Genomic DNA, 21106 nt, shown 5'->3' on the forward strand with positions numbered 1-21106 from the left:
ACTGACTTATGCCTTCCGCCTTGACCGCACGTTACTCTCCCACGCCGCCGACACCGCGCTCACGCACGCCCAAAGACCATGACACAGCCAGCAACCAACCCAGCACAGCGATCCTCCAATGCGTTGTTTTCTCGAAGCGGATCGGAGCACCCCATCGTTTCCGGGTTCTACCCGGATCCCACGATCTGCCGTGTGGGCGGCGATTATTATCTGGCGCACTCAAGTTTCGAGTATTTCCCGGGCGCGCCGATCTTCCACAGCAAGGACCTCGTGGAGTGGACGCCAATCGGAAACATCCTGACGCGGCGCAGTCAGTTCCGCCGCGGCGACGGAAAGCCTTCTGCCGGCATCTACGGGTCTACTCTGCGGCACCGGGAGGGCCGGTTCTGGTTCATCACGACGAATGTCAGTGACTACGACGCGGGACAGCTTATTGTTCATACCGCCGACCCTGCCGGCGAGTGGAGCGAACCGATCCACATCCCGGAAGCAATCGGAATTGACCCTGACCTTTGCTGGGACGATACGGGCCAGTGCTACCTCACCTGGCATGCCCTGGACTTCACCACGGGTGAACAAAGCATCCGGCAAGCACCGCTTGACCTCGCCACGGGGCGTTTCACCGCCCCAGATTACCCGTTGTGGCAAGGCAGCGGGCTCCCTGCAGCGGAAGGTCCGCACCTCTACCAGATAGGTGACTACTGGTATCTCAGCCTGGCTGAAGGGGGCACTGAACGCGGCCACTGCATCACCATGGCTAGAAGCACTTCCCCCCAGGGTCCCTTCGAATCGTGCCCGTCCAACCCGGTCTTCAGCCGCCGCAGCACGGTCCACCCTGTGCAGAACGTGGGGCACGCTGACCTGGTCCTCACCCCGCAAGGGAAATGGGCCGCTGTATATCTCGGTGTCCGTCCCCGCGGATCCACTCCAGGGTTCCACGTTCTGGGGCGTGAGACATTCCTCGCCGGAATTGAATGGGATGATGGGTGGCCCGTCTTCGTCGAGGACCGCTTCGACGTTCCGGTCATGTCCACCGACTTCTTTGACGATTTCACATCCTCCGAACTGGATATGCGGTGGATCGTCCCTGGAGGCGAACCGGCCACGACCGCTCAGCTGGCGGAAAGCGGGGGGATAACGATCCTTCCCCCTGCATCAGGTGGGGCAGGGCTGCTGTGTACACGGGTGCGGGACCTGCAATGGACTGCCGAAGCTGTCCTTACCGGATCAGGGCGATTCCTCCTGCGCCTCGATGACCGGCACTGGTACGGGCTCTCCCTGGAGGCGGGACGGGTAAGAGCCCAGGCCAGGATCGGGGGAGTGCAGCAGGACCTCGCCGAGATTCCCGCCGCAACGAACACCGTCACCTTCCGCATCGACGTGGTCCCACCGTCCTCCGCTCCCGTACCCGTCGGCGACGCCGGCCCCGACGAAGTGATCCTCTCGCTCATCGACGGCGGCATGGCCCGTGAACTTGCCCGCCTTGACGGACGGTACCTGTCCACGGAAGTAGCTTCGGGATTCACTGGCAGGGTGCTCGCCGTCGCCGCAAACGCAGACCCGGCAGTCATCCACTCAGTGTCCTACCAAGGGCATCCGGACTAGACTCCAGCCGTCCCGGATTCCTGCTTTGCCAGAACGCACCCACCCAGTTCCTCACCAACCACGACAAACTCAAAAGACAAGGAATTCCTGGTGAAGATCCCCTTCAACACCGACTGGTCAGTGAAACCGAAGGTCAGCAGCTTCACGGACGTCGTGGGCAGCCGAAACTCCGGCAAACCGGTCACGCTTCCCCACGATGCGATGATCGAGTTTCCACGATCAGCAACGGACAGCGAGGGAGCATCAACGGCGTACTTCCCCGGGGGCGTCGTCGAATACACCAAGACCTTCGATGTACCCGAAGACTGGCGAAACAGATGCGTCTCGATTGAATTCCAGGCCGTTTACCGGGACGCCATGGTGTTCGTCAACGGCTCCTTCGCCGGTCAACACCGCAACGGGTACACACCCTTCATACTTGCCCTCGACGCTCATCTGCGCCACGGGGAAGCGAATACCATCCGGGTTGAAGCCCGCGCCCACCAGGACTCGAGGTGGTACTCCGGCCTCGGCATTCACCGGGACGTCACTCTCATCGTCAGCCCCTTGGTGCATATCCCTGTCAACGGAGTACGCGTCACGACACCGGATATCGACGACGACGGGGCTCTCATCAGCATCTCCACCTCCATTCGCAGCGATGACCGCCGCACCCGTGAAGTGACGCTACGGACGGAAGTCTGCGACGAGCACGGGCAGATCGTGAACCACGAGCAGAGCGTCGTCTCCATCGCGCCGCAGGCATCAACAACGGTCCGGCAGCGTCTCTACGTCGCGCAACCGCAGCTCTGGAATACGGACCAGCCTCACCTGTACCGGGCGCGGATAACGTTATTCGGGATCAATCAGGAGCAGGATCAAACCACCGTCGCGTTCGGCATCCGGAAGCTTCAGCTCGATCCGCATCACGGTCTGCGTATCAACGGGAAAACGTTAAAGCTCCGTGGTGCCTGCATCCACCACGACAACGGGCTGCTCGGCGCAGCTGCTATCGGACGGGCTGAAGAGCGGCGGATAGAGATCCTGAAGTCTGCAGGCTTCAACGCGATCCGCAGCTCACACAACACGGCCAGTTCCGCCATGCTCGATGCCTGCGACCGGCTCGGGATGCTGGTCGTGGACGAAGCTTTCGACATGTGGTTCGAGGGCATGAAAGCCTTTGATTACTCGCTCGATTTCCCCGAATGGTGGGAGCGGGACATTGAAGCGATGGTGACAAAGGCCTTCAACCACCCCAGCGTCATCATGTACTCCATCGCGAACGAGGTGCCCGAAGCCGGGTCCGGCAACGGTGCCCTCTGGGGGCGCCGGATCACCGATAAAATCCGCTCCCTGGATGACACCCGCTACACAACAAATGCTGTCAGCAGCTTCTGGGCCGTCAGCGGAGAGATTCTCGAAGAATTCGTCGCGGAAGTGTCATCCTTGGAAGCCCGGGGCGTCAACGACGTGATGAACGCGATGACCGACATCTTCGATCGCATCACGACCTCGGACCTCGTCACACAACGGACGGCCGAATCACATGCTGCCGTCGACGTAGCGGGGCTCAATTACGCCGAGCAGCGCTACAAAACCGACGGCGCCCTGTTCCCCAACCGGGTCGTGCTGGGCACAGAAACCAACCCGCGCCAGACCGACATCATCTGGGGCCTGGTTGAGGAGCTCCCCTATGTCATCGGAGATTTCACCTGGACTGGCTGGGACTACCTCGGCGAGGTCGGTCTGGGAAGGACGGACTACACAGACAAGGAGGGGGCAGCCGGCGGCGGCGACCCCGACTACCCATGGCTGCTCGCCTGGTGCGGCGACATCGACATCACAGGATACCGTCGCCCCGCCTCCTACTACCGGGAGATCGTGTACGGGCTCCGCAAAGAACCGTACCTCGCCGTCTTCCGTCCCGAACACCGCAGCAAGCGCCGTCTGGAGATGCAGTGGGCATGGACTGACACCATCTCGAGCTGGACCTGGGCAGTGCCGCCAGGAACGCCAATGGAAGTGGAAATCTACAGCGACGCCGACGAGGTCGAACTCCTTCTCGACGGGGTATCCGTCGGACGAACGCAAACCGGGCCGGCAAACCACTACCGCGCCCTGTTCACTGTCCCTTATCAGCCGGGAACACTCACCGCCGTTGCGTATGACAACGGAGCGGAACGAAGCCGCACAGCGCTGACGACTGCAACCGAACCCGCATTGACAGTGACAACCGACCGGGACCAGCTAACCGCCAATGAGACGGATCTGGCCTTCGTCGCGCTGGAACTCCGTGACCCTTCCGGCAATCTCGCTACCAACGCCGACTGGGAAGTTTCCGTGCAGATCACGGGACCCGGAATCCTGCAAGGACTTGGAAGCGCACGTCCCGTCGGCACCGAAAGTTTCAACACCAGCAGGTGCACAACATTCGACGGCAGGGCGCTGGCAATCATCCGACCGACCGCCGCCGGCGTCATCGAGGTAACCGTATCCTCTCCGGATCTCCACGACGTGCACCGGCAAATCACAGTGAAGCCACCACAAGACAGTGCCCTCAGCCCGGGCCTAAATTGACCGCAATCGCCAGCACCCCTAATTCATGGCCAGGTTCCGCCTCCGGAGCCACTGATCCGCACATCTTCGCGGCAGAAATATGCATCTGACTGTGGCGAGGAACCCAAAATGTCATCAACCGCGAAAAATAGTCGAGAGAGCAGCGGCTTTGAAACTGCCATGAAGCAGGAACGCTTTCCTTTAGGAGGTTTGCTCCTACTCTCCATAGCCATCTTTATTTCCATGGCCACGGAATTTCTGCCGGGAGGGCTTATCCCCCAGATCGCAACGGATTTTGAACGCTCTGCATCCGAAGTGGGCAACCTGATCACAGTTTTCGCGCTGACTGTCGTCTTGACGGCGGCGCCCCTAGCCATCCTCACCCGTCGGATTCCGGGCAAGACGATGGCGTTAGGTTCCTTCGCCTTGATCGGGGCGGCGAACGTGATGGTCGTGCTATCGCCAACATTCGAGATGCTTCTGGCAGCGCGCATGGTTGGTGCCCTTGGCCACGGCGCGTTCTGGTCGGTTGTGGCCGCCTACCCGGCGCACCTCGTTCTCCCCTCACAGCTTGGACGGGCGATGGCCATAACGGCATCCGGTGGTTCTCTTTCCGGAGTGCTGGGAATACCGCTGGGGAACGCCTTGGGCCAAGCTTTTGGGTGGCGAACCTCCTTTGCGGCGCTTACCGGCCTTCTGTTGCTGGTCCTCTTACTGATGTTCAGGTTCCTCCCACCCGTTTCCGCGCCGGTTGCGTCGAAGGCAGAAACCAAAGATGCTAATCCTGTACTCAGGGACAGAACGCTGACCTCCGTCCTGATGGTTTGCCTACTCATCCTCCTTGTCGTCGTCGCCCAAAACGGATTTGGTACCTACAGCGTGGTCTGGTTACTCGACGTCGCTTACATTGCGCCAGCCGGTATACCCCCCATCCTCCTGGCCTCCGGAATCGCCAGCGCGGCGGGCGTCGCCGTAGTCGGGGCACTCTACAGTCGATTCCCGGTCCGATTGTTCATCGGCGCGTTGGCGGCGCTGATCATCATTCTGTTCGCGATGCCCTTTGGTGCAGAGTCGGGAACAGAACTGGTGGTATGGATTCTCATAATCCTGATGGGGGCTGTCTTTGGCGGCATCCCCGTTATGCTCCAGACCCGCATGATGTGGACAGCCTCTCACCGTGTCCGCAACTTGGCAGCTGCGCTCCAAACCACAGCATTCAATGTCGGGATAGGCGGTGGAGCTTTCCTGGGAGGGCTGGTGCTGGAAGAGACCTCCCTTGAGTCCTTACCCTACTGGGCCGCGACCGCCATGTGTCTGGCCCTGCTCGCGTCAGTCTCATGGGAAGTGTGCATTCGCCGCGCCCGGCGCAGGTTGGCCAGACCACTGGGCTCGCTCATTTCCCCGGAAGGAACCGACGGTGACGAGAGCGAATGCGGCTCTGAACTCTCTGGGCGCAGGCACGAGCATGGTCGCGGACCTCAAATTTACGACAGGACCGACCGCGAAGACGAGGGTGACCGGCCTCCTCTCCACCTCATCTGGTCACGGCGTAGAAAAGACTGAGGTGTCCTACCAGATCCAGATAACAGAACTTCCCTCCAAAACCCAACAGCTCACCACTACGCATATTTTCGCAGCCGCACCCCACAGCATCTCACCCCTACTTCCCTACCGAGAGGACGATCCCATGGCGTTCATGGACGAGTACACAAGGACACGCACCATTCTGGAGCATGAATCAGGGCGCAGTGCGCTCGGTCAGGCACTTCCCGAAGTCGTACAGAATCCCGATAAGTTCGGGGGAGCGATCGATCTTCCAATTGGCGCCCTAGCCACTGTGTTTCGGTTGCGGGAGGACCAGCAAAAGCAGTTATGGCAGCAAATCTCGGGCATCCCCCTATCGGAGAGAATTGAACAACCGCCCCTCGTTCCGGACCCGGACTACGAAGGCCCAGATGTTCCCATCGCTTCGGCGCGTATCATCGCTCCCGCTACGGGACAGGTCAACGCATCGCTGGAAATCCTCCTTCACGGACCCTCGCATGCCAATCCGTTCACCGACGTCGAACTTCACGCGCTCTTCGACCTCAACGGCCACGAAATCCGCGTTGGGGGTTTTTATGATGGCCGCGGGCGTTATGTCATTCGCTTTTTGCCAGAACGGCCCGGCATCTGGCGTTTTCGTACCGTTTCTACGAGCCGGTCGCTCGATGGACACGCGGGAGAAATCGCTGTTGAACCCTCTCAGGAATCCGGAAAAGTCGGGGTTGCTGAGACCTTCCATTTCGAGTACGCCAACGGCGACGTATTTAGGCCAATCGGTACCACCCTCTACGCGTGGACCCATCAAAGCCAGCAACTCCAGCAGCAGACCCTGGAAACCCTTAAAGCGGGCCCGTTCACCAAAGTCAGGATGTGTGTTTTCCCGAAGGCTTTCGTCTTCAATGACAATGAGCCAGAATTCTACCCTTTCCAGCGGGACGGCGAGGGCTGGGACACCAGCCGGTTCAATCCGGAGTTCTTTCAGCACTTCGAAAACCGGATTAGGGACCTCGCCGAACTTGGGATTCAAGCAGACGTAATTCTGTTTCACCCCTACGACCGGTGGGGATTTCAAGATCTCGGCAAAGCAGCAGACGACAGGTACCTGCGCTACGTCGTAAGAAGGCTGGCAGGCATCCCCAACGTATGGTGGTCACTAGCCAACGAATACGACTTCGTGACCACTAAACGGCCGGAGGACTGGGAACGTTTCGCCCGTATTGTTGTTGAGGAAGACCATGCCGCTCATCTGCTCTCCATCCACAACGGAACCCGCATCTACGACTACACAGCCGATTGGGCTACCCACTGCAGCATCCAGAAAGTGGACTACTACAAAACGGCCGAGTTGGTCCCCGACTTCCGCGAAAAATGGGGCAAGCCTGTTGTGCTTGACGAGATCGGATATGAGGGAGACCTGGAATACGAGTGGGGAAGCCTCTCACCCCAGGAGGTAGTCCGCAGAGCGTGGGAGACCACTCTGCGCGGCGGCCACTACACCCACGGCGAAACGTATTACGACGATCACGACGTGATTTGGTGGGCAAAAGGCGGACGAATGGTGGGTCAGAGCTCCGAACGGTTGGCTTTCCTCGACCAACTCGTTAGCGAATCACCCACAAAGCGCCTGGAACCGATCTCCAGCAGGATGGACCCGACCCCCGTCGGCGGGGTTGAGGGGGAGTATGAGATCTCCTACCAGGGCTTTAGTCAAAACAGGTACAAGACCATCGAAGTACCGGCGGGCCGAACGGGCATCATCGATCTGATCGACACCTGGGCGATGACCGTCGAGACGCTCCCGGGCACCTTCACCGGAAGGGAACGGATCGAACTCCCGGTGCGCCCATGGATGGCGGTCCGGCTGAGGTTATTGGACGCGGACCAATAACCAACTTTGAATGCAGCTCTTCCCGGCCTCCACCCTCGCGGAGGCCGGGAATTGCCAGCGGAACGGCGCAATGAAGAGCTTGCGGACATCATAAGGCTCCTTATGCTCCCGGATATCCTCTAACATCCGAAAATTTGGCACGCTCCGTTCCCTACTACCGCTGCCCGGCCGACCAGAAGTTGCCATGAAATTCGTGACTAAGCTCCAACTGCCAAACCCACCGCGGCGGCCTGCAGTAAAGGAGCATGAAAGTCCGAGGCGGCCGATCTGCCCCGCCCGACGGCCCTACCGTCCAAATCAGAAAGCCTGACAAATGCTTGACGAGAATATCTCGAGGCTCCTTGCGCCAGCCCAGACAATCGCCCACGGACCCTGGCGACTGCAGCTGCGCGGGGACGAGTTCGCAGAAATTGAATACCGCGACCGCCCCGTCCTCAGGGCCATCCGGGCAGTTGTCCGAGACCATGACTGGAGAACCCTCACCCCCGAAGTCGAATCTGTTACCGACTCCCAGGACGGGACAACGTTCACTAAAACCCTCGCTATCCGATTTAGCGGTTTCGGCTACGAATACACGGCAAAGCTGAGTCTCCAGGCATCCGAGAACGATCTTTGTGTGTCCTTCGATGGCACTGCGACCGAGGATTTCAGCGGCAACCGCATAGGCCTCGTAGTTCTTCATAGGCCCGATGACGCCGGTCAGGACATCACCGTCACGTCGCCGGATTGCACTGCGTTCCAAGGTGCCTTCCCCACGGACATCGGCCCGCACCAAGCCTTCACGGATATCGCCGCCATGAACTGGAAACGGGACGGCACCGCCTTCCGGCTGGACTTCGCCGGAGACGTCTTCGAAACCGAAGACCAGCGAAACTGGACCGACGCTTCTTTCAAGACCTACAGCACGCCGCTTTCCCGGCCGTTCCCCGTCAAGGTGCAGGCCGGCGACCGAACTCAGCAGAGCATACGGCTCAGCGCCCAACCCTCGACGGCAAACACAACCACCTCACCACGGCCGTCCATACCCGAGATGCTGACCGTACGGAAGCAAGCCCGCGGATGCGTGCCCGCCCTGGGCACTGCCGCATCCACATCAGCGATCAGACTTCCCTCAGTGCCAGGCCTTGCCCCCCTGACTGTTGAAGTTCCGGGCAAGGATCTCGCCTGGGCCGCAGAACTGATGGCCCAGGCGGGACGACAGGCCCAGGAGCTGGACACTGCGCTTGATGTGCGGATCGTCGCGGAAGCAAGCGAAGAGATCCGCTCGATCGTGGACCTCCTGCCTCTGGACAGGGTGGTCCGGATAGGAGCCTTCAGCTCCAAAGTGCACGTTACCGAGCCAGAGTTATGGCAGCAGTTGCAAGCTACGGCAAAAAGCCGTGGATTCACCGGCACTCTACTCGCCGGCGCACGTTCCCACTTCACAGAGCTCAACCGTCGACCGGACTCCATCCAGCCCGACGCCGACGAGATCACGTACAGCATCACGCCGCAAATGCACGCCATCGAAGTGCCGCATATCGTTGAAAGCCTGCCCATTCAACGGCTGACAGCGTTGAACGCCCTCCGGCTCGGATCCGGAAAACCTCTGCACGTAGGCCCCGTGACGCTCAAGGCACGCTTCAACGCCGTCTCAACCCGAGGCGCATACGACCCCGCCACCTTAGAAGTCATGACGACTGACCCGCTGCAGGCGGATGAGTTCACCGCTGCTTGGCTGCTTGGCAGCATTAACGCCCTCACCGTGCCAAACGTCGAATCCATCACCTACTTCGAAGCCAGCGGCCCCCGAGGTCTGATCACCGCAGAAGGAACCACTACACCTGCGTTCGATATCGTGGCCAAACTGGCCATCCTGCGCGGTGCTGACGTCCTGCACGTCGACGGTGACGTTCCCGGCCTCGTGCTCTACCCGGTGGCATCGGGAACCGATGTGGTGCTGTTCGCCGCCAACCTCACTGCACAGCCGCTGACCACCGCGGTCAAAATTGAAAACGGCTACCCGAAGACTGTTGATATTTCACCGTGGTCGGCAATCACCCGGCCCCTCAGCTGACTCAAAAACAAGAAAGAGAGCAACACGATGTCCAATAGGCTTGCAGGCAAAACCGCTCTGGTCACCGGCGCAGGATCCGGCATCGGCCTGGCTGTAGCGCAGCGGTTCACGGCAGAAAGTGCCCGCGTCTACTTCGCCGATATTAACTTGGAAGCCGCCGCGAAAGCAGCCCGAGCGACAGGCAGCGACCTGGCGACCCCACTGCCAATTGATATATCCGACGAGAAGAGTGTGGAAGCCGCCTATGCCAGAGTCGCAGCCGACGGAGCCCTGGACATAGTTGTGGCCAACGCCGGCGTCCAACTTTTCGGGCAGGACGCCAAAGTGGGAGACCTGCCCTTGGAAGTCTGGGAAAAAACGGTTGCGGTCAACCATCGCGGTGCCTTCCTGACCCTGAAGCACGCAGTGCGGGCCCTGCAGGGCAGGGGAGGGTCCATAATCTGCACTGGCAGCCCGACCGCAGTCGTAGCTTGCGGTCAAACCTTCACCGCTTATTCCAGTTCGAAAGCCGGTGTTCACGGGCTGGCCCGGGTTGTAGCCGCGGACTACGCCGAAGAAGGCATCCGGGTGAACACCGTAGTCCCCGGATACACCGAGACACCCCTCGTGCAAACTATCGCCGACGACCCTGCCAGCCGCGCTGGCCTGGTCAACTCGACCATGCTCGGACGGGCCGGCACCGCCGCCGATGTCGAAGGCATCATGGTCTACCTCGCCAGCGACGAATCAGCGTACGCCACAGGGGGTCTCTTCACCGTCGACGGCGGTCTCACGGCGCTATGACAGCCCCAGAGCGCTCGCTTAGCTCGTTTAAGTAGCGAATCCGAACAAGGAAAGCTCCCAACCCGTGGGGTTGGGAGCTTTCCTTGCAGCTAAGCAGGGTGCATCCCTAAACAGTGTTGCAGTGGCAAAAGCCCTGCCCTAAACGCTCACTACCGCTTGACTACCTCGAGCTTGAGCATCTTGGCAATGACGTTGTCCAGTTCAGAGTCGTAGAAGATCTTCTTCCAGTCGTCCTTGATGATGGTGTCCTTGCCGTACTGGATGGCGATTTCGCAGGCCTCGGAGAACGGGTTGGAGCCCCGCAGGGCGTTGGTGAGGGCGATCTGGACGTGGCCGAACAGCATGGCCTTGGCAGCTTCCTCGGGAACACCGACGGTGTGGACGGTTTCGTGCAGCGCCTCGTTCAAGAGGGTGCCGATCATGCAGGCCACGGTCTCCACCAGGGTGGGCTCAAGGACAGCGAGCTGATAGACGGTGACCCAGTGCACGTCGATGACGGGGGAGTAGATGGTGCGCATGACGGCCTCAGCGGCTGCCTTGGTTTCCGCGGAGGCGTCGTCGTCGATGGCGGCGACCACGTTCTGGGGGGCGCCTTCACCGCCGAACGTGTCAGCCCATTCTTCCTTGGTGGTCCGCTCGAGGAACACCGAGGGGTGGCAGGGGTGCGCAACGGCCTGGACAACGTCTTCGCGCTTTGCCAGCAGGCCGGCGTACGCGGCGGCCGGGTCCAGGGTAAGCAGGATGGCACCTGCCTTCATCTGGGGAACAACGCCTTCGGACACAACGCCGAGGACGGTGTCCGGGACCGCGAGGATAACCACGTCAGCGCCTTTGACGGCGTCATCGGTGGCGGTGATCTCACGCCCTTCAGCCTGGATACGCTCCTGACCGGCGGGGGAGTTCTCGCTGTAGAAGACGGTGTGGGCGCTCTTCTGGAGGTTCCGGGAAACGCGCATTCCCATTTTGCCTCCGGCTCCGATGACGGCGACGCTCAATTTTTCTGCTGACATTTCATTTGCTCCTTAGGAATTCGATGTTGTGCCGAGTCCACTGGTTTTCGAGGCGGATGGTGCTGGGCTCGGAGTCCTGCCAGGGCAGCCAGTGTTCGACGATTTGGTTGATGTTTCTCTGGTGGGGCTTGATGGTGCTGATCATGTAGTCGTAGTCGAGCAGGCCTTCGCCGAGCGGGGCGCCGGCGTACGTGAAGCCGACCCACCCGTCCTTGCGGCTGAATGCGAAGTCTTTGACGTGCATGTTCAGGACATAAGGCGCGACGGCGTCGATCACCTCTCGGGGCATCTCCAGGGCCGCGACAGTGTTGGCGGGGTCACTGCAGATGCCCAGGTACGGGCTGTCTACGCCGCGGATCACATCCACGATCCGGGAGGTGGGCACCTGCTCGTAGGTCTCCACCGCGATCTTCACTCCCGCGGCTTCGAACTCGGGCAGGACTTCTGTGAAGATCCCCACCGCCTCCTCATTCGTGGGCGTATGCCCGGGGGTGTTGAACATGGTCCGCAGCAGGGGTGAGCCCAGGATCCCGGCGATATGCAGGAACTTCCGCAGGTGCCGGGGGCGAATGCCCTTGGTGCCGAGCTCCAGCGAGATTCCCAGCCGGTCCGCGGTGCCCCGGACGTCTTCCAGTTCGGAGTCCGCCATAGCTTCCAGCGGAGCGTAGTCGCAGACCTGGAAAAGGTCCACGCCCAGTTCCGCGGTCCGCTCCAGCACATCGTGGATGCTGAGCGGGGCGGAGACCTTGTCCGAGAGCTGCCAGAAGAAGGCATAGCTGCTTAATCCAATTCTTGAACCCGCTTCGATCCTGCTTTGCCCGGTGCTGGTCATACCGTCACCTCCGCGCGGCGAGGCGTGCGGCGGTCTCGTCCAGGATGGTCTTCAGCGCCTGGGGGTCATGCGCGAACCGGCCCAGGAATAGGCCGACGACGGCGGCGTCCAGTTGGGTGATCAGGCCGGGCCCGGCACTACCGCCGTAGATCACCCGGCTGTCCTCCTGGCCGGGCAGGGCGCGCAAGTGTGCGTCCAACCCGGTGATGACGGCGCTGATGTACTCCGGTGTAGCGGGCTCGGGGGCGCCGATGGCCCACTGCGGTTCGTAGGCGACGATGGTCCGGCCGGCCGGTGCCAGCGACTGGGCACGGTTCAGGGCCGCGTCGATTTCCGCGGAGCAGCGGGTGACGGCTTCCTCCACGGATCCCTGCTGCAGTTCCCCGACGCAGAGCACGGGGGTGAGACCGTTACGATAGGCTGCGGCGGTCTTCAGCCCGATGACGGTGTCGTCCTCTCCGAAGATCCGCCGGCGTTCCGCGTGGCCGATCTCGGCGTAGCGGCCACCGAGTTCAGCCACCGTTTTGCCGCCGACTTCGCCGGTGAACGCGCCTTCGTCTTCCCAGAAAATGTCCTGGGCGCCTGTGCCAGCACGGGCAGGGCGCAGGATCCGGGCGCCCTCGGGCAGCGCCGGGATGGTGGGCAGGACGAAGAGCTCGATCTCACCGCTCTGGACCGCCGGGTGTGCGAGGGCGATGGCCGCGACGTCGCGGCAGTAATCCACCGAACGCTGGTAGCCGAAGTACATCTTCAGGCTGACCCCGATGATGGCCTTCGGCGGAGTGCGTCCGGCGCTGGCCACAGGGTTCTTAGCAGGAAGTGACACCTTCATAGTCCTTAATCAGGGTGACTTTTTCCGCAGAGGCGGAGGTTTCGTCGAAGGTGTAGGTGAGCCATTCCCTGGCAAGCCTGCGGGCAAGCTCCAGGCCGACGACGCGCTGGCCGAAGGTCAGGATCTGGGCGTTGTTGCTCAGGACTGAGCGTTCCACGGAGAAGCTGTCGTGGGCGGTGACGGCACGTACGCCGGGGACCTTGTTCGCCGCGATGGCGACACCAAGGCCGGTGCCGCAGACCAGCAAGGCTCGGTCGGCCTTGCCGGCGGCGATCAGTTCGGCGGCGGCGATGGCCACGGACGGGTACGGGGTGTGGCTGAAAGCGTCAACCCCGACATCCTGGACTGATTCCACAAGGTCGGAGGCCTCCAGGTCCGCCTTCAGGGCTTCCTTGTATTCAAATCCGGCGTCATCGGCTCCAATGACCAGGCGCAGTTTGGCGCTCATGCTTTCTCCTTCATAAGGGTGTTCTCGATGAGGGTGGTGTGGATGGCACGGATGATCAGGGCCATGGACACGGCTCCCGCGTCCGGGGTTCCCAGGCTCTTTTCGGCATGCGGTCGGGCCCGGCCTATCAGGGGGAGCAGGCGGGCCGTGGCGTCGGCGGCTTCCTGGGCGGTTAAGGCCGCGGCCCCCCAGGCTTCCGTGAGAGGCTTCCCGGCAACTACCTCTGAGGTGAGGGCATCGCGGAACGGGACCAGGACGTCGACGAGGGTTTTGTCGCCGGGCTTGGCTTTGCCGAACTCCATGATCGCCGCGGCGGCCTGGGCGACTCCGGTGGCAACAGCATCGGCGTCCGGCTTGTAGGTGTTACCGAGAGCATCACCGATCGCCCGCAGGGCCATGCCCCAGAGGGCCCCGGAGGTCCCGCCGGCTTTATCGGCCCAGGCGTCACCGGCGACGTAGAGGGTGGTTGCCGCTCCTGCCCCGCGTCCGACGGCGTCGGTCGCGGCTTCGACCGCTGCGCGGACGCCGCGCTCCATGCCGATGCCGTGGTCGCCGTCGCCGGCGATCGCATCGATCCGGCCCAGCTCCTCGGCGTTCGCATCCACCACTGCCTTCGCCGCCTCCAGTGCGGCCACGACCCGGGCGGCGGTGGCGCGGGAATCAGCGGTTGCATCGGGGATGGACAATTCGACGTCGGCTGATTCTGCATACGCGGTGGCCGCGTCGCTTGCCTCCAGCGCGGCGGCGGTCACTGCACCGCGGCGGAAGGCGGGTGCGTCGGCGGGTGCATTCCAGAGGGTCTCGAGTTCGTCATCGAGCCAGAACAGGGTCATGGAAGTGCCGGCCATGTCGAAGCTGGTGACCAGCTCGCCCACCTGGGGGTCCACCGCTTCCAGGCCTGCTTCGGCCAGGAGTTGGGCAACCCGGCGGTAAACCACGAAGAGCTCTTCATATTTCACGCTGCCCAGGCCGTTGAGGATGGGAACCACACGGGCACCTTCGGAAGCGACCCCCTCGGGGACCTCGGTGAGGAGCTTGGACACGAGCAGTTCCGCGAGCTCATCCGCAGTCGGGATGTCTGTTTCATCGATGCCCGGCTCGCCGTGGATGCCCATTCCCACCGCCATCCGGCCCTCGGGGACGGAGAACAACGGGTGCTCGGCGCCCGGCAAAGTGCAGCCGGTAAAGGCCACGCCGAAGGAGCGCGTACGGTCGTTCGCACGCTCGGCGAGAGCGACGACGTCGTCCATGGAGTAGCCAGCCTCAGCGGCCGCCGCAGCCACCTTGAAAACGGTCAGATCTCCGGCGATGCCGCGGCGCTTGGTGCGCTCGGCCAGCGGGGCGGAGGAGACGTCGTCGGTCACTGCAATGCTGCGGCAGTCGATGTCTTCCCGGCGCAGGCGCTCTTGTGCTTGGGTGAAGTGCAGGACGTCTCCGGCATAGTTGCCGTAGCCCAGCAAGACCCCGCCGCCGTTGTCCGCGGCCTTGGCCACGTTGTAGACCTGCTGCGCGGACGGCGACGCGAAAAGGTTTCCCATCGCCGCGCCGTGAGCCAGGCCTTGGCCCACCAGCCCGGCGAACGCGGGGTAGTGGCCGGAGCCGCCGCCGATTACCAGCGCCACGGTGTCCGGGGTGCTTTTGGTGTTGCGGACCACGCCGCCGGAGACGCGCTTGACCCAGCGGCCGTGGGAGGCGACAAAGCCTTGGATCATTTCGTCAGCGAAGGCTGTGGGTTCGTTGAAGAGACGGGTCATGGGAAAGCTCCTGGGCCTAACTAAGGGAAGTAGTGATCCGGTGGCCGGTTTGGCGTGCCCGAGTATGGAGGGAACGCGACCGGGGACCATGGGCTTAGTTCTATGGGTTCCACCATACGAATGGAAAACAAATTGGTCAACCGGTTGATGAATGGTGAGGAAATGGACCCGAAAGAAGAGAGCGCGTTGTTACGCTTAGAGGGTGTCCCTCAACTCCTCTGCCCTGTCAACGGCCAAGATCAGCGAGGCACTTGGCTCCGTAAGCCAAGGCTCCGTCGTGTCGGAAGTGGCCGAGCGACTGCTTGCATACTTCACCAGCGGGGACATCGCCCCCGGAACCCGACTGCCCGCCGAGCGCCAACTCTCGGCATCGCTGGGAGTGGGCCGTTCCGCCGTCCGGGAAGCACTGGCAGCGCTGGAGATCTTGGGCATCGTAGTGGTCCGGCCTGGCTCTGGAACCTATCTGCGCGACGGGATTTCCGAACTGCTGCCGCGAACTCTGAGCTGGGGCATGATGCTCGGTGCGCCACGCACCCGCGAGCTCGTGGAACTGCGCAGCGGCCTAGAGGTCCAAGCGGCGCAGCTTGCGGCCGAGCGCATGACCGACGAAGCGCTCGAAAGGATGCAGGGCCACCTTGACGCCATGACGGCCAACCTCGACGACCTGGCCGCCTTCGTTGAGGCGGATGCCGCCTTCCATCGGGAAATTGCTGAGGGCTCGGGCAACCAGGTGCTGCAGGAGCTGCTGCAGAGCATCCGATCGCTACTGCGGATCTGGGTAGACAGAGCGCTCACCGACGAAGGCCACGCCACCGCCGCGCTCAAGGAGCATAACGAGATTTACGCCGCCCTGAAGTCGCGGGATACAGCAGCAGTATCACTTTCAATGCGCTCCCACATGAAGACTGCATCCCACAGGCTGCTGTTGGGATTAGACGCTTCGCAGTAGCCTCGCGCAAGTTGTCGTGGACAACCACGGCAGGAAATCAGCCCCTCTTTTGCTAGGGAGTCCTCCGCAGAGTGCAAAAAGCCTATAAACCAATACTCCAACCGCTGTCCGGCCACTGATCGCCTCCAACCTTGAACCCGTCAGGTTGAGTTCCAGGCTTCTCTCAGAAAGAAGTCAAGACCAACCGCGAAATTGTCAGGTTGGGGTGTGCCCCAGCCTGACACAGTCCCGCTCCGCGTGGGGTTCTCCGGACTTAGGCTTTGGCGGAGAGTATGAGTGTGAACTCCTCTGCGAGGATGTGTCCCATCCTTCAGGATTGTTATCGATCATGCCGGTGTTTGCTTGCTAGCAGCGAAGTCACCGAGCTAGAAAGACTTAGTCCAATGCTTCGCCTCTGTTGGAGCCGGTGGCCGTGCGAACAACCAAGGTTGACGGGTATCTCGTCCGAAAGGGGCATGGCTGGGCTTGCTCGAAGCCATAGGCAAGGGAATGAGATGCCCGCTTCAGTCGTCCACGGAAGGGCGATCCTGAGGCCCTGTGCTGGAAGCTACCCATAACTGGTATCCGTCTCCAGGGTGGATGATCTCCCGATTTTCAGCCCCGTGGTGCGAGAGCCAAAGCATTGTCGCGTCTGGCGTTAGGTCATCCACAGTCCCACGTCGGATGAGGGTGTTGCCGCGGCGTAGTTCTACAGCCTGGCCTCGACGGAGCATAGCCCAATCCCGCTGCTCACGAAACGCTGATGTGCCTGGAAGATCATCCGAGGCTGCTTCTGCGGGAGGTTTGTTCATAGTCGGTCCTTGTATCAGAGTTTCGAAAAGCCGGGACGTGTCGCTCAGTGTCGGCTTGCTTGGTCTTGTTCACGAGTAAGACGGAACGGCACGTCACGGGACAGCGAGACCGAAAACCGGTCAAACTCATGGCGGGTCACGAGCACCCCTTGGCGCCCGGAGCCGAGTGCTTCAAGGTGTGCAGCTGCGACGGCGGCGTCCAGCCTGGCGTGCATTTCACTTTGACATTTGACGTGGAAAGTGGCGACGACACGGGTGGCCTTCATAATTAGGGTCCTTTCGAGGTGGTTCGTCCTGACGGGCAGAGAGCAAAAAATGCTTAGGTGGTCGACCACTTTGGCATTTTGAAGGTACCATGGCTAAAAGACTCAAAGGGGATTTTTCATGACATCCGAGACCGTCAACACCGCTGATCTCTACGATGAGCGCGGCGAAGACATCCAGTCCATTGCCATCCAATTCCAGTCGCTGGGGGGCAGGACGCACTTCCAGGGGCCGGCTCGAACGGTCAGGTGTTTTGAAGACAACGCGCTGCTTAAGTCGGTGGTTTCCACGCCGGGTGACGGCGCAGTCCTGGTCGTCGATGGCGGCGGTTCCCTTTCAAGGGCGCTGATGGGGGACACGATTGCTGAAATTGCCGTCTCCAACGGTTGGGCGGGCGTCGTGATTAACGGAGCGATCCGGGACCGCGAGGCGATTTCGCGCCTTCCCTTGGGCGTGAAAGCATTGGGCAGCAATCCTCGAAAAAGTACGAAGACCGGCGCCGGCGAGGCCGATGTTGAGCTGACACTTGATGGTGTCACTGTCAAGCCAGGCGCCATGGTCTACTGCGACCCGGACGGAGTTCTCGTTGACCGCTGACCCAGCCGCTACTGAACCAGCAGCACGCGCAACACGCCGCAAGCGGGCCGCACCTCCGGTGACAGGCCTCAAGCCAGTTACGGTGGTCCACCCTGAACCTGCGTCGTCCGAGGTTGCGAAGGCATTGCTGGATTACATCTTCTCGGGCCAGGTCGCCCCTGGTGAGAAGCTGCCTTCGGAACGTCAACTGAGTGAGTCCTTTGGCGTCGGCCGCTCGGTGGTCCGCGAGGGCATCAAATCCCTGGGGCTGCTGGGGCTGGTGGAGTTTCGCCATGGCGGGGGGACCTTTCTCCGGGATGCCAATTCCGAATTGTTGCCCAGGGTGATCGAATGGGGGCTCATGCTGGGAGAGCGCAGGACCTCCGACCTTGTGGAAGCGCGTCAGCACATCGAACGCGTAACCGCCGGCCTCGCTGCCACACGTAGAACCGAAGCTGACCTGAAGCGGATCAAGAAGGCCCTGGACGCAATGGGGGCTGCCAAAACCACGGAAGACTTCGTCACTGCAGACGTGGACTTCCATCTGGCTGTTGCGGACGCTTCGGGGAACATAGTTCTTGCAAACATGCTCAAGAACATCGCGGCTCTCTTGCGCGTGTGGATCCACCGCGTTATGGATGCGGAAACATCATTCACCGGCTCCCACGGAGAACACGTTCCCGTGTATGAGGCGATTCTTGCCGGTGACGAAACGGGCGCCTCTGGCTCCATGGCTGAGCACATGGACGCCGCCAGCGGCCGACTAATGGCAACACTTAAATCAAACGACAGCCAGTAGAGATGCTGCTCTGGGCGGGGAAGCCAGGCCGCTTCGCCGCCCTTGAACAAATGAAGACGTTCGCACTCTACTGGGACCAAGAGGGTACGGACCTCAAGATTTGTGCCGACAGTTTGACTGGAACCCTGATGATACCGACGACCTCGCTTTCGCCGTGAGTGTCATCCACGACTCCGTGACCGCCGAAGGTTGGACGCAACTGGCCGAAGAGTTCCTAGGGCGATTCGATAGGTGATCGAAAGCTCTGGTCGCTGCGCTGCCGTCAGCATCAAGGCTCCAGATCTCAAAGCGAGCAGGTTTCCGGCGCCGGCCCCGTCCTTCGGGAGCGTGTTGCGATTTCGCCTGCCGGCGCCGGAAGCTTTGGATTTCCCGGTTGCTTAACCGGTGGTCTTGACGATGTGAACGTCGCAAGGCGCATTATGCGCGACGTTGCTTGCGACACTGCCCAGCACCCGCCCGATGCCTTGGAGCCGCTTGTTTCCTACCACGATGATTTCGGCGTCGAACTTTTCTGCATGTCCAATCAGCGCCTGTGAAGGTGTCCCTTTCACGGCCCAGTAGGCTACCTGCAGCGCACCTGAACTTAGTTTGACCGCCGCGTCCTTGGCGACTTGCTCGGCGTTATCTTCGTTCGATACGACTCGTTGGTCGCTGCCAGTTCCGAAGACCACGGTACGGTCGTCGTCGTAGGCCGTCACCACGTGCAGGCTGCTGCTGAGAGCAGTTGCCAGGTCACGCGCACGTTCCGCTGCCCTGAAAGCGGTCTCGCTCCCGTCGACGCCTACAACTATTACTCCAGGCATGCTTTGTCTCCCTCGGGTTGGTCTTGTAGAAGTGCTTCGGATGGAACTAATGCTCAAGTTTCCCATAGTGGTCGACCACTTGACCACTTGGCTTGACTGGTCGACCACTTTAAGTCTACCGTCATTGTCGTGCCCGAACCCCAGAGGTTGAGGGACCGGGTTCGCCGCAAGGACCCGGCACGCCAGAGTCGCCGTCAGGGAACCCTTCCCTCATTACCTAGGAGTAACGATGCTCGCCGTCTACGGATTCGCTACGCTCGCGTCATTTATGGTCGCGGTCATGCGCAGGTGGGCCACAGCTTTTGTGGCCATCATTAGCGCACCTGTTCTCTTCGCCGTCATAGCGGGCTTCGGCCCGCAACTCGGCGACATGGTCCTAAGCGGTCTGGAAACTGTCGCTCCCACAGCTGTCCTGCTGCTGTTCGCGGTGCTCTATTTCGGCATCATGATGGACGCGAAGCTCTTTGACCCGATTTCGAAATTAATCCTTGGTCTGTCCAAGGGCGATCCGGTGCGTATCTGCGTGGGTACAGCCGTGTTGTCCCTCGTGGTGGCGCTGGACGGTGACGGCACCACCAGCTACATGATCATCTGCTCCGCCTTTCTCCCGATCTACAAGCGCCTCGGGATCAACCCGCTGGTTATCGCCACCGTTGCGGCCATGTCACTTGGACTCATTTCAGGTTCCACACCCTGGGGTGGAGCAGCTACGCGGGCGATCAGCGTGCTGGAACTGGACGCCACCGAGTACTTTGTCAGCCTCATCCCCTCCCTCGCGTTGACTTCAGTTTTTGTTCTCGTTGTCGCCTACGTCCTGGGGCTGACCCAGCGCAAGCACGCTGATGCGGCCGCCGTGGCCGAACTTGCCGCAGAAATCAAGAGCGGTGAGCATCACGGCGGGGAACGCGCCACGTGGCGTACCTGGGTGAACGCCGGCCTTACAGTCCTGCTCCTGGTCCTGCTGATCACCGGTGTTGCACCACTGGTGGTTCTCTTCATTGGCGCCTTCGTGGTCGCCCTGGTTCTCAACTACCCCAAGCTCCACACCCAGGGGGAGCTCATCAAGCGCCACGCCGCCAGTGCTGTTCCCGTCGTGATGCTTGTCCTCGCCGCAGGTGTCTTCACGGGCATCCTCTCGGATTCCGGAATGGTCCAGGCCATGGCCGATTCGCTGTTGAGTGTCGTTCCGACTTCCATGGGCGGGCTGCTCCCGCTGTTCACCGCCATCATCGCGATTCCCCTCGGCTTCTTTATGTCCAACGACGCCTTCTTCTTCGGCATCCTCCCCGTCCTGTCCGAATCCGCGGCCCAGTACGGCATCCACGCCAACGAGATCGCACGAGCAGGCGTAGTGGGACAGATTTCGCACATGATCGGCCCGGCCTCGGCACCACTGTGGGTCCTCCTGGGCCTACTCAAGAAGGAGCTGGGTGAATTCCAGCGGTTCTCCATCCTCTGGATCATCCTGGGTTCTCTTGCCTTCATCGCCTTCCAGCTCCTCACCGGAGCAATCAACCTCGGTCTCTGACCGCCCCTAGTCTCCTGGTCCGTCAAAGAGACCTGGATATCAAGAAAAGGAAAAACCCGTGACTGAATCCAAGCAGTACCAGCTGGCCGTCCTGAACGGTGACGGCAT

At 61.4% G+C, this 21106-nt stretch carries 17 protein-coding genes; 10 read left to right on the plus strand and 7 right to left on the minus strand.

Translation table 11 applies throughout. From position 1 onward, the window contains the following. Window positions 1-78: 78 nt before the first annotated feature. The 6 genes from AC5RVY_RS18570 (at window position 79) to AC5RVY_RS18595 (ending at window position 10412) form a co-directional block, all read left to right on the plus strand. Window positions 79-1605: a glycoside hydrolase family 43 protein gene (locus AC5RVY_RS18570; protein WP_493956167.1), complete on the plus strand. Its 1527-nt coding sequence runs from the start codon at window positions 79-81 to the stop codon at window positions 1603-1605. A 90-nt stretch (window positions 1606-1695) separates the two neighbouring features. Further along, complete coding sequence (locus AC5RVY_RS18575; RefSeq protein ID WP_493956168.1) at window positions 1696-4161, plus strand: glycoside hydrolase family 2 TIM barrel-domain containing protein; 2466 nt, start codon at window positions 1696-1698, stop codon at window positions 4159-4161. A 108-nt stretch (window positions 4162-4269) separates the two neighbouring features. Beyond that, on the plus strand, window positions 4270-5703 hold the full coding sequence (locus AC5RVY_RS18580) for an MFS transporter (RefSeq protein ID WP_493956169.1): 1434 nt from the start codon (window positions 4270-4272) through the stop codon (window positions 5701-5703). Between the two features lie 124 nt (window positions 5704-5827). Further along, on the plus strand, window positions 5828-7573 hold the full coding sequence (locus AC5RVY_RS18585) for a DUF5605 domain-containing protein (RefSeq protein WP_493956170.1): 1746 nt from the start codon (window positions 5828-5830) through the stop codon (window positions 7571-7573). A 313-nt stretch (window positions 7574-7886) separates the two neighbouring features. Next, complete coding sequence (locus tag AC5RVY_RS18590) at window positions 7887-9629, plus strand: D-apionate lactonase family protein (RefSeq protein WP_493956171.1); 1743 nt, start codon at window positions 7887-7889, stop codon at window positions 9627-9629. A 27-nt stretch (window positions 9630-9656) separates the two neighbouring features. Next, entirely contained in the window at window positions 9657-10412 is a 756-nt protein-coding gene (locus tag AC5RVY_RS18595; protein WP_493956172.1) for an SDR family NAD(P)-dependent oxidoreductase, read from the plus strand. Window positions 10413-10561: 149 nt separating this feature from the next. Here the strand turns inward: AC5RVY_RS18595 and AC5RVY_RS18600 are convergent, their stop codons facing one another. From AC5RVY_RS18600 to AC5RVY_RS18620, 5 genes are read right to left on the minus strand one after another with little or no spacing between them, the layout of a single operon-like run. After that, complete coding sequence (locus tag AC5RVY_RS18600; RefSeq protein WP_493956173.1) at window positions 10562-11422, minus strand: phosphogluconate dehydrogenase C-terminal domain-containing protein; 861 nt, start codon at window positions 11420-11422, stop codon at window positions 10562-10564. A gap of 1 nt (window position 11423) precedes the next feature. Then, entirely contained in the window at window positions 11424-12254 is an 831-nt protein-coding gene (locus AC5RVY_RS18605; protein WP_493956174.1) for a sugar phosphate isomerase/epimerase family protein, read from the minus strand. A 4-nt stretch (window positions 12255-12258) separates the two neighbouring features. After that, window positions 12259-13080 carry a triose-phosphate isomerase family protein gene (locus AC5RVY_RS18610; RefSeq protein WP_493956175.1) on the minus strand — a complete coding sequence of 274 codons (822 nt, stop codon included), beginning with the start codon at window positions 13078-13080 and terminating at the stop codon, window positions 12259-12261. Next, complete coding sequence (locus AC5RVY_RS18615; RefSeq protein ID WP_493956176.1) at window positions 13064-13534, minus strand: ribose-5-phosphate isomerase; 471 nt, start codon at window positions 13532-13534, stop codon at window positions 13064-13066. The genes AC5RVY_RS18610 and AC5RVY_RS18615 overlap by 17 nt, the downstream gene beginning before the upstream one ends. Next, complete coding sequence (locus AC5RVY_RS18620) at window positions 13531-15288, minus strand: dihydroxyacetone kinase family protein (protein ID WP_493956177.1); 1758 nt, start codon at window positions 15286-15288, stop codon at window positions 13531-13533. The genes AC5RVY_RS18615 and AC5RVY_RS18620 overlap by 4 nt, the downstream gene beginning before the upstream one ends. 202 nt (window positions 15289-15490) lie before the next feature. Between AC5RVY_RS18620 and AC5RVY_RS18625 the strand changes: the two genes are divergently transcribed. After that, a complete protein-coding gene (locus tag AC5RVY_RS18625) occupies window positions 15491-16237 on the plus strand; it encodes a FadR/GntR family transcriptional regulator (protein WP_493956178.1) in 747 nt (248 codons plus the stop codon). 835 nt (window positions 16238-17072) lie between these two features. Here the strand turns inward: AC5RVY_RS18625 and AC5RVY_RS18630 are convergent. Next, window positions 17073-17294 carry a hypothetical protein gene (locus tag AC5RVY_RS18630; protein ID WP_493956179.1) on the minus strand — a complete coding sequence of 74 codons (222 nt, stop codon included), beginning with the start codon at window positions 17292-17294 and terminating at the stop codon, window positions 17073-17075. A gap of 118 nt (window positions 17295-17412) precedes the next feature. Here AC5RVY_RS18630 and rraA point away from each other — a divergent pair, with 118 nt between their 5' ends. Both rraA and AC5RVY_RS18640 read left to right on the plus strand, forming a co-directional pair. Beyond that, window positions 17413-17889: a ribonuclease E activity regulator RraA gene (gene rraA / locus AC5RVY_RS18635; RefSeq protein ID WP_493956180.1), complete on the plus strand. Its 477-nt coding sequence runs from the start codon at window positions 17413-17415 to the stop codon at window positions 17887-17889. Further along, a complete protein-coding gene (locus tag AC5RVY_RS18640) occupies window positions 17879-18667 on the plus strand; it encodes a FadR/GntR family transcriptional regulator (RefSeq protein ID WP_493956181.1) in 789 nt (262 codons plus the stop codon). Before rraA ends, AC5RVY_RS18640 begins: the two co-directional genes overlap by 11 nt. Before the next feature lie 377 nt (window positions 18668-19044). Here the strand turns inward: AC5RVY_RS18640 and AC5RVY_RS18645 are convergent, their stop codons facing one another. Then, window positions 19045-19470 (minus strand): universal stress protein, encoded by a 426-nt coding sequence (locus tag AC5RVY_RS18645; protein WP_493956182.1) that lies wholly within the window; start codon window positions 19468-19470, stop codon window positions 19045-19047. Between the two features lie 229 nt (window positions 19471-19699). Between AC5RVY_RS18645 and AC5RVY_RS18650 the strand changes: the two genes are divergently transcribed. Then, window positions 19700-20998: a CitMHS family transporter gene (locus AC5RVY_RS18650; RefSeq protein WP_493956183.1), complete on the plus strand. Its 1299-nt coding sequence runs from the start codon at window positions 19700-19702 to the stop codon at window positions 20996-20998. Window positions 20999-21106: the final 108 nt, after the last annotated feature.

This window comes from Arthrobacter sp. Ha26 (assembly GCF_059091705.1).

Bases quoted from the DNA above. Each gene is read 5' to 3' on its own strand.
- AC5RVY_RS18580 (WP_493956169.1), top strand. From the start codon at position 4,270: ATGTCATCAACCGCGAAAAATAGTCGAGAGAGCAGCGGCTTTGAAACT.
- AC5RVY_RS18570 (WP_493956167.1), top strand. From the start codon at position 79: ATGACACAGCCAGCAACCAACCCAGCACAGCGATCCTCCAATGCGTTG.
- AC5RVY_RS18600 (WP_493956173.1), bottom strand. From the start codon at position 11,422: ATGTCAGCAGAAAAATTGAGCGTCGCCGTCATCGGAGCCGGAGGCAAA.
- AC5RVY_RS18650 (WP_493956183.1), top strand. From the start codon at position 19,700: ATGCTCGCCGTCTACGGATTCGCTACGCTCGCGTCATTTATGGTCGCG.
- AC5RVY_RS18615 (WP_493956176.1), bottom strand. From the start codon at position 13,534: ATGAGCGCCAAACTGCGCCTGGTCATTGGAGCCGATGACGCCGGATTT.
- AC5RVY_RS18585 (WP_493956170.1), top strand. From the start codon at position 5,828: ATGGCGTTCATGGACGAGTACACAAGGACACGCACCATTCTGGAGCAT.
- AC5RVY_RS18605 (WP_493956174.1), bottom strand. From the start codon at position 12,254: ATGACCAGCACCGGGCAAAGCAGGATCGAAGCGGGTTCAAGAATTGGA.
- AC5RVY_RS18590 (WP_493956171.1), top strand. From the start codon at position 7,887: ATGCTTGACGAGAATATCTCGAGGCTCCTTGCGCCAGCCCAGACAATC.
- AC5RVY_RS18595 (WP_493956172.1), top strand. From the start codon at position 9,657: ATGTCCAATAGGCTTGCAGGCAAAACCGCTCTGGTCACCGGCGCAGGA.
- AC5RVY_RS18645 (WP_493956182.1), bottom strand. From the start codon at position 19,470: ATGCCTGGAGTAATAGTTGTAGGCGTCGACGGGAGCGAGACCGCTTTC.
- AC5RVY_RS18620 (WP_493956177.1), bottom strand. From the start codon at position 15,288: ATGACCCGTCTCTTCAACGAACCCACAGCCTTCGCTGACGAAATGATC.
- rraA (WP_493956180.1), top strand. From the start codon at position 17,413: ATGACATCCGAGACCGTCAACACCGCTGATCTCTACGATGAGCGCGGC.
- AC5RVY_RS18630 (WP_493956179.1), bottom strand. From the start codon at position 17,294: ATGAAGGCCACCCGTGTCGTCGCCACTTTCCACGTCAAATGTCAAAGT.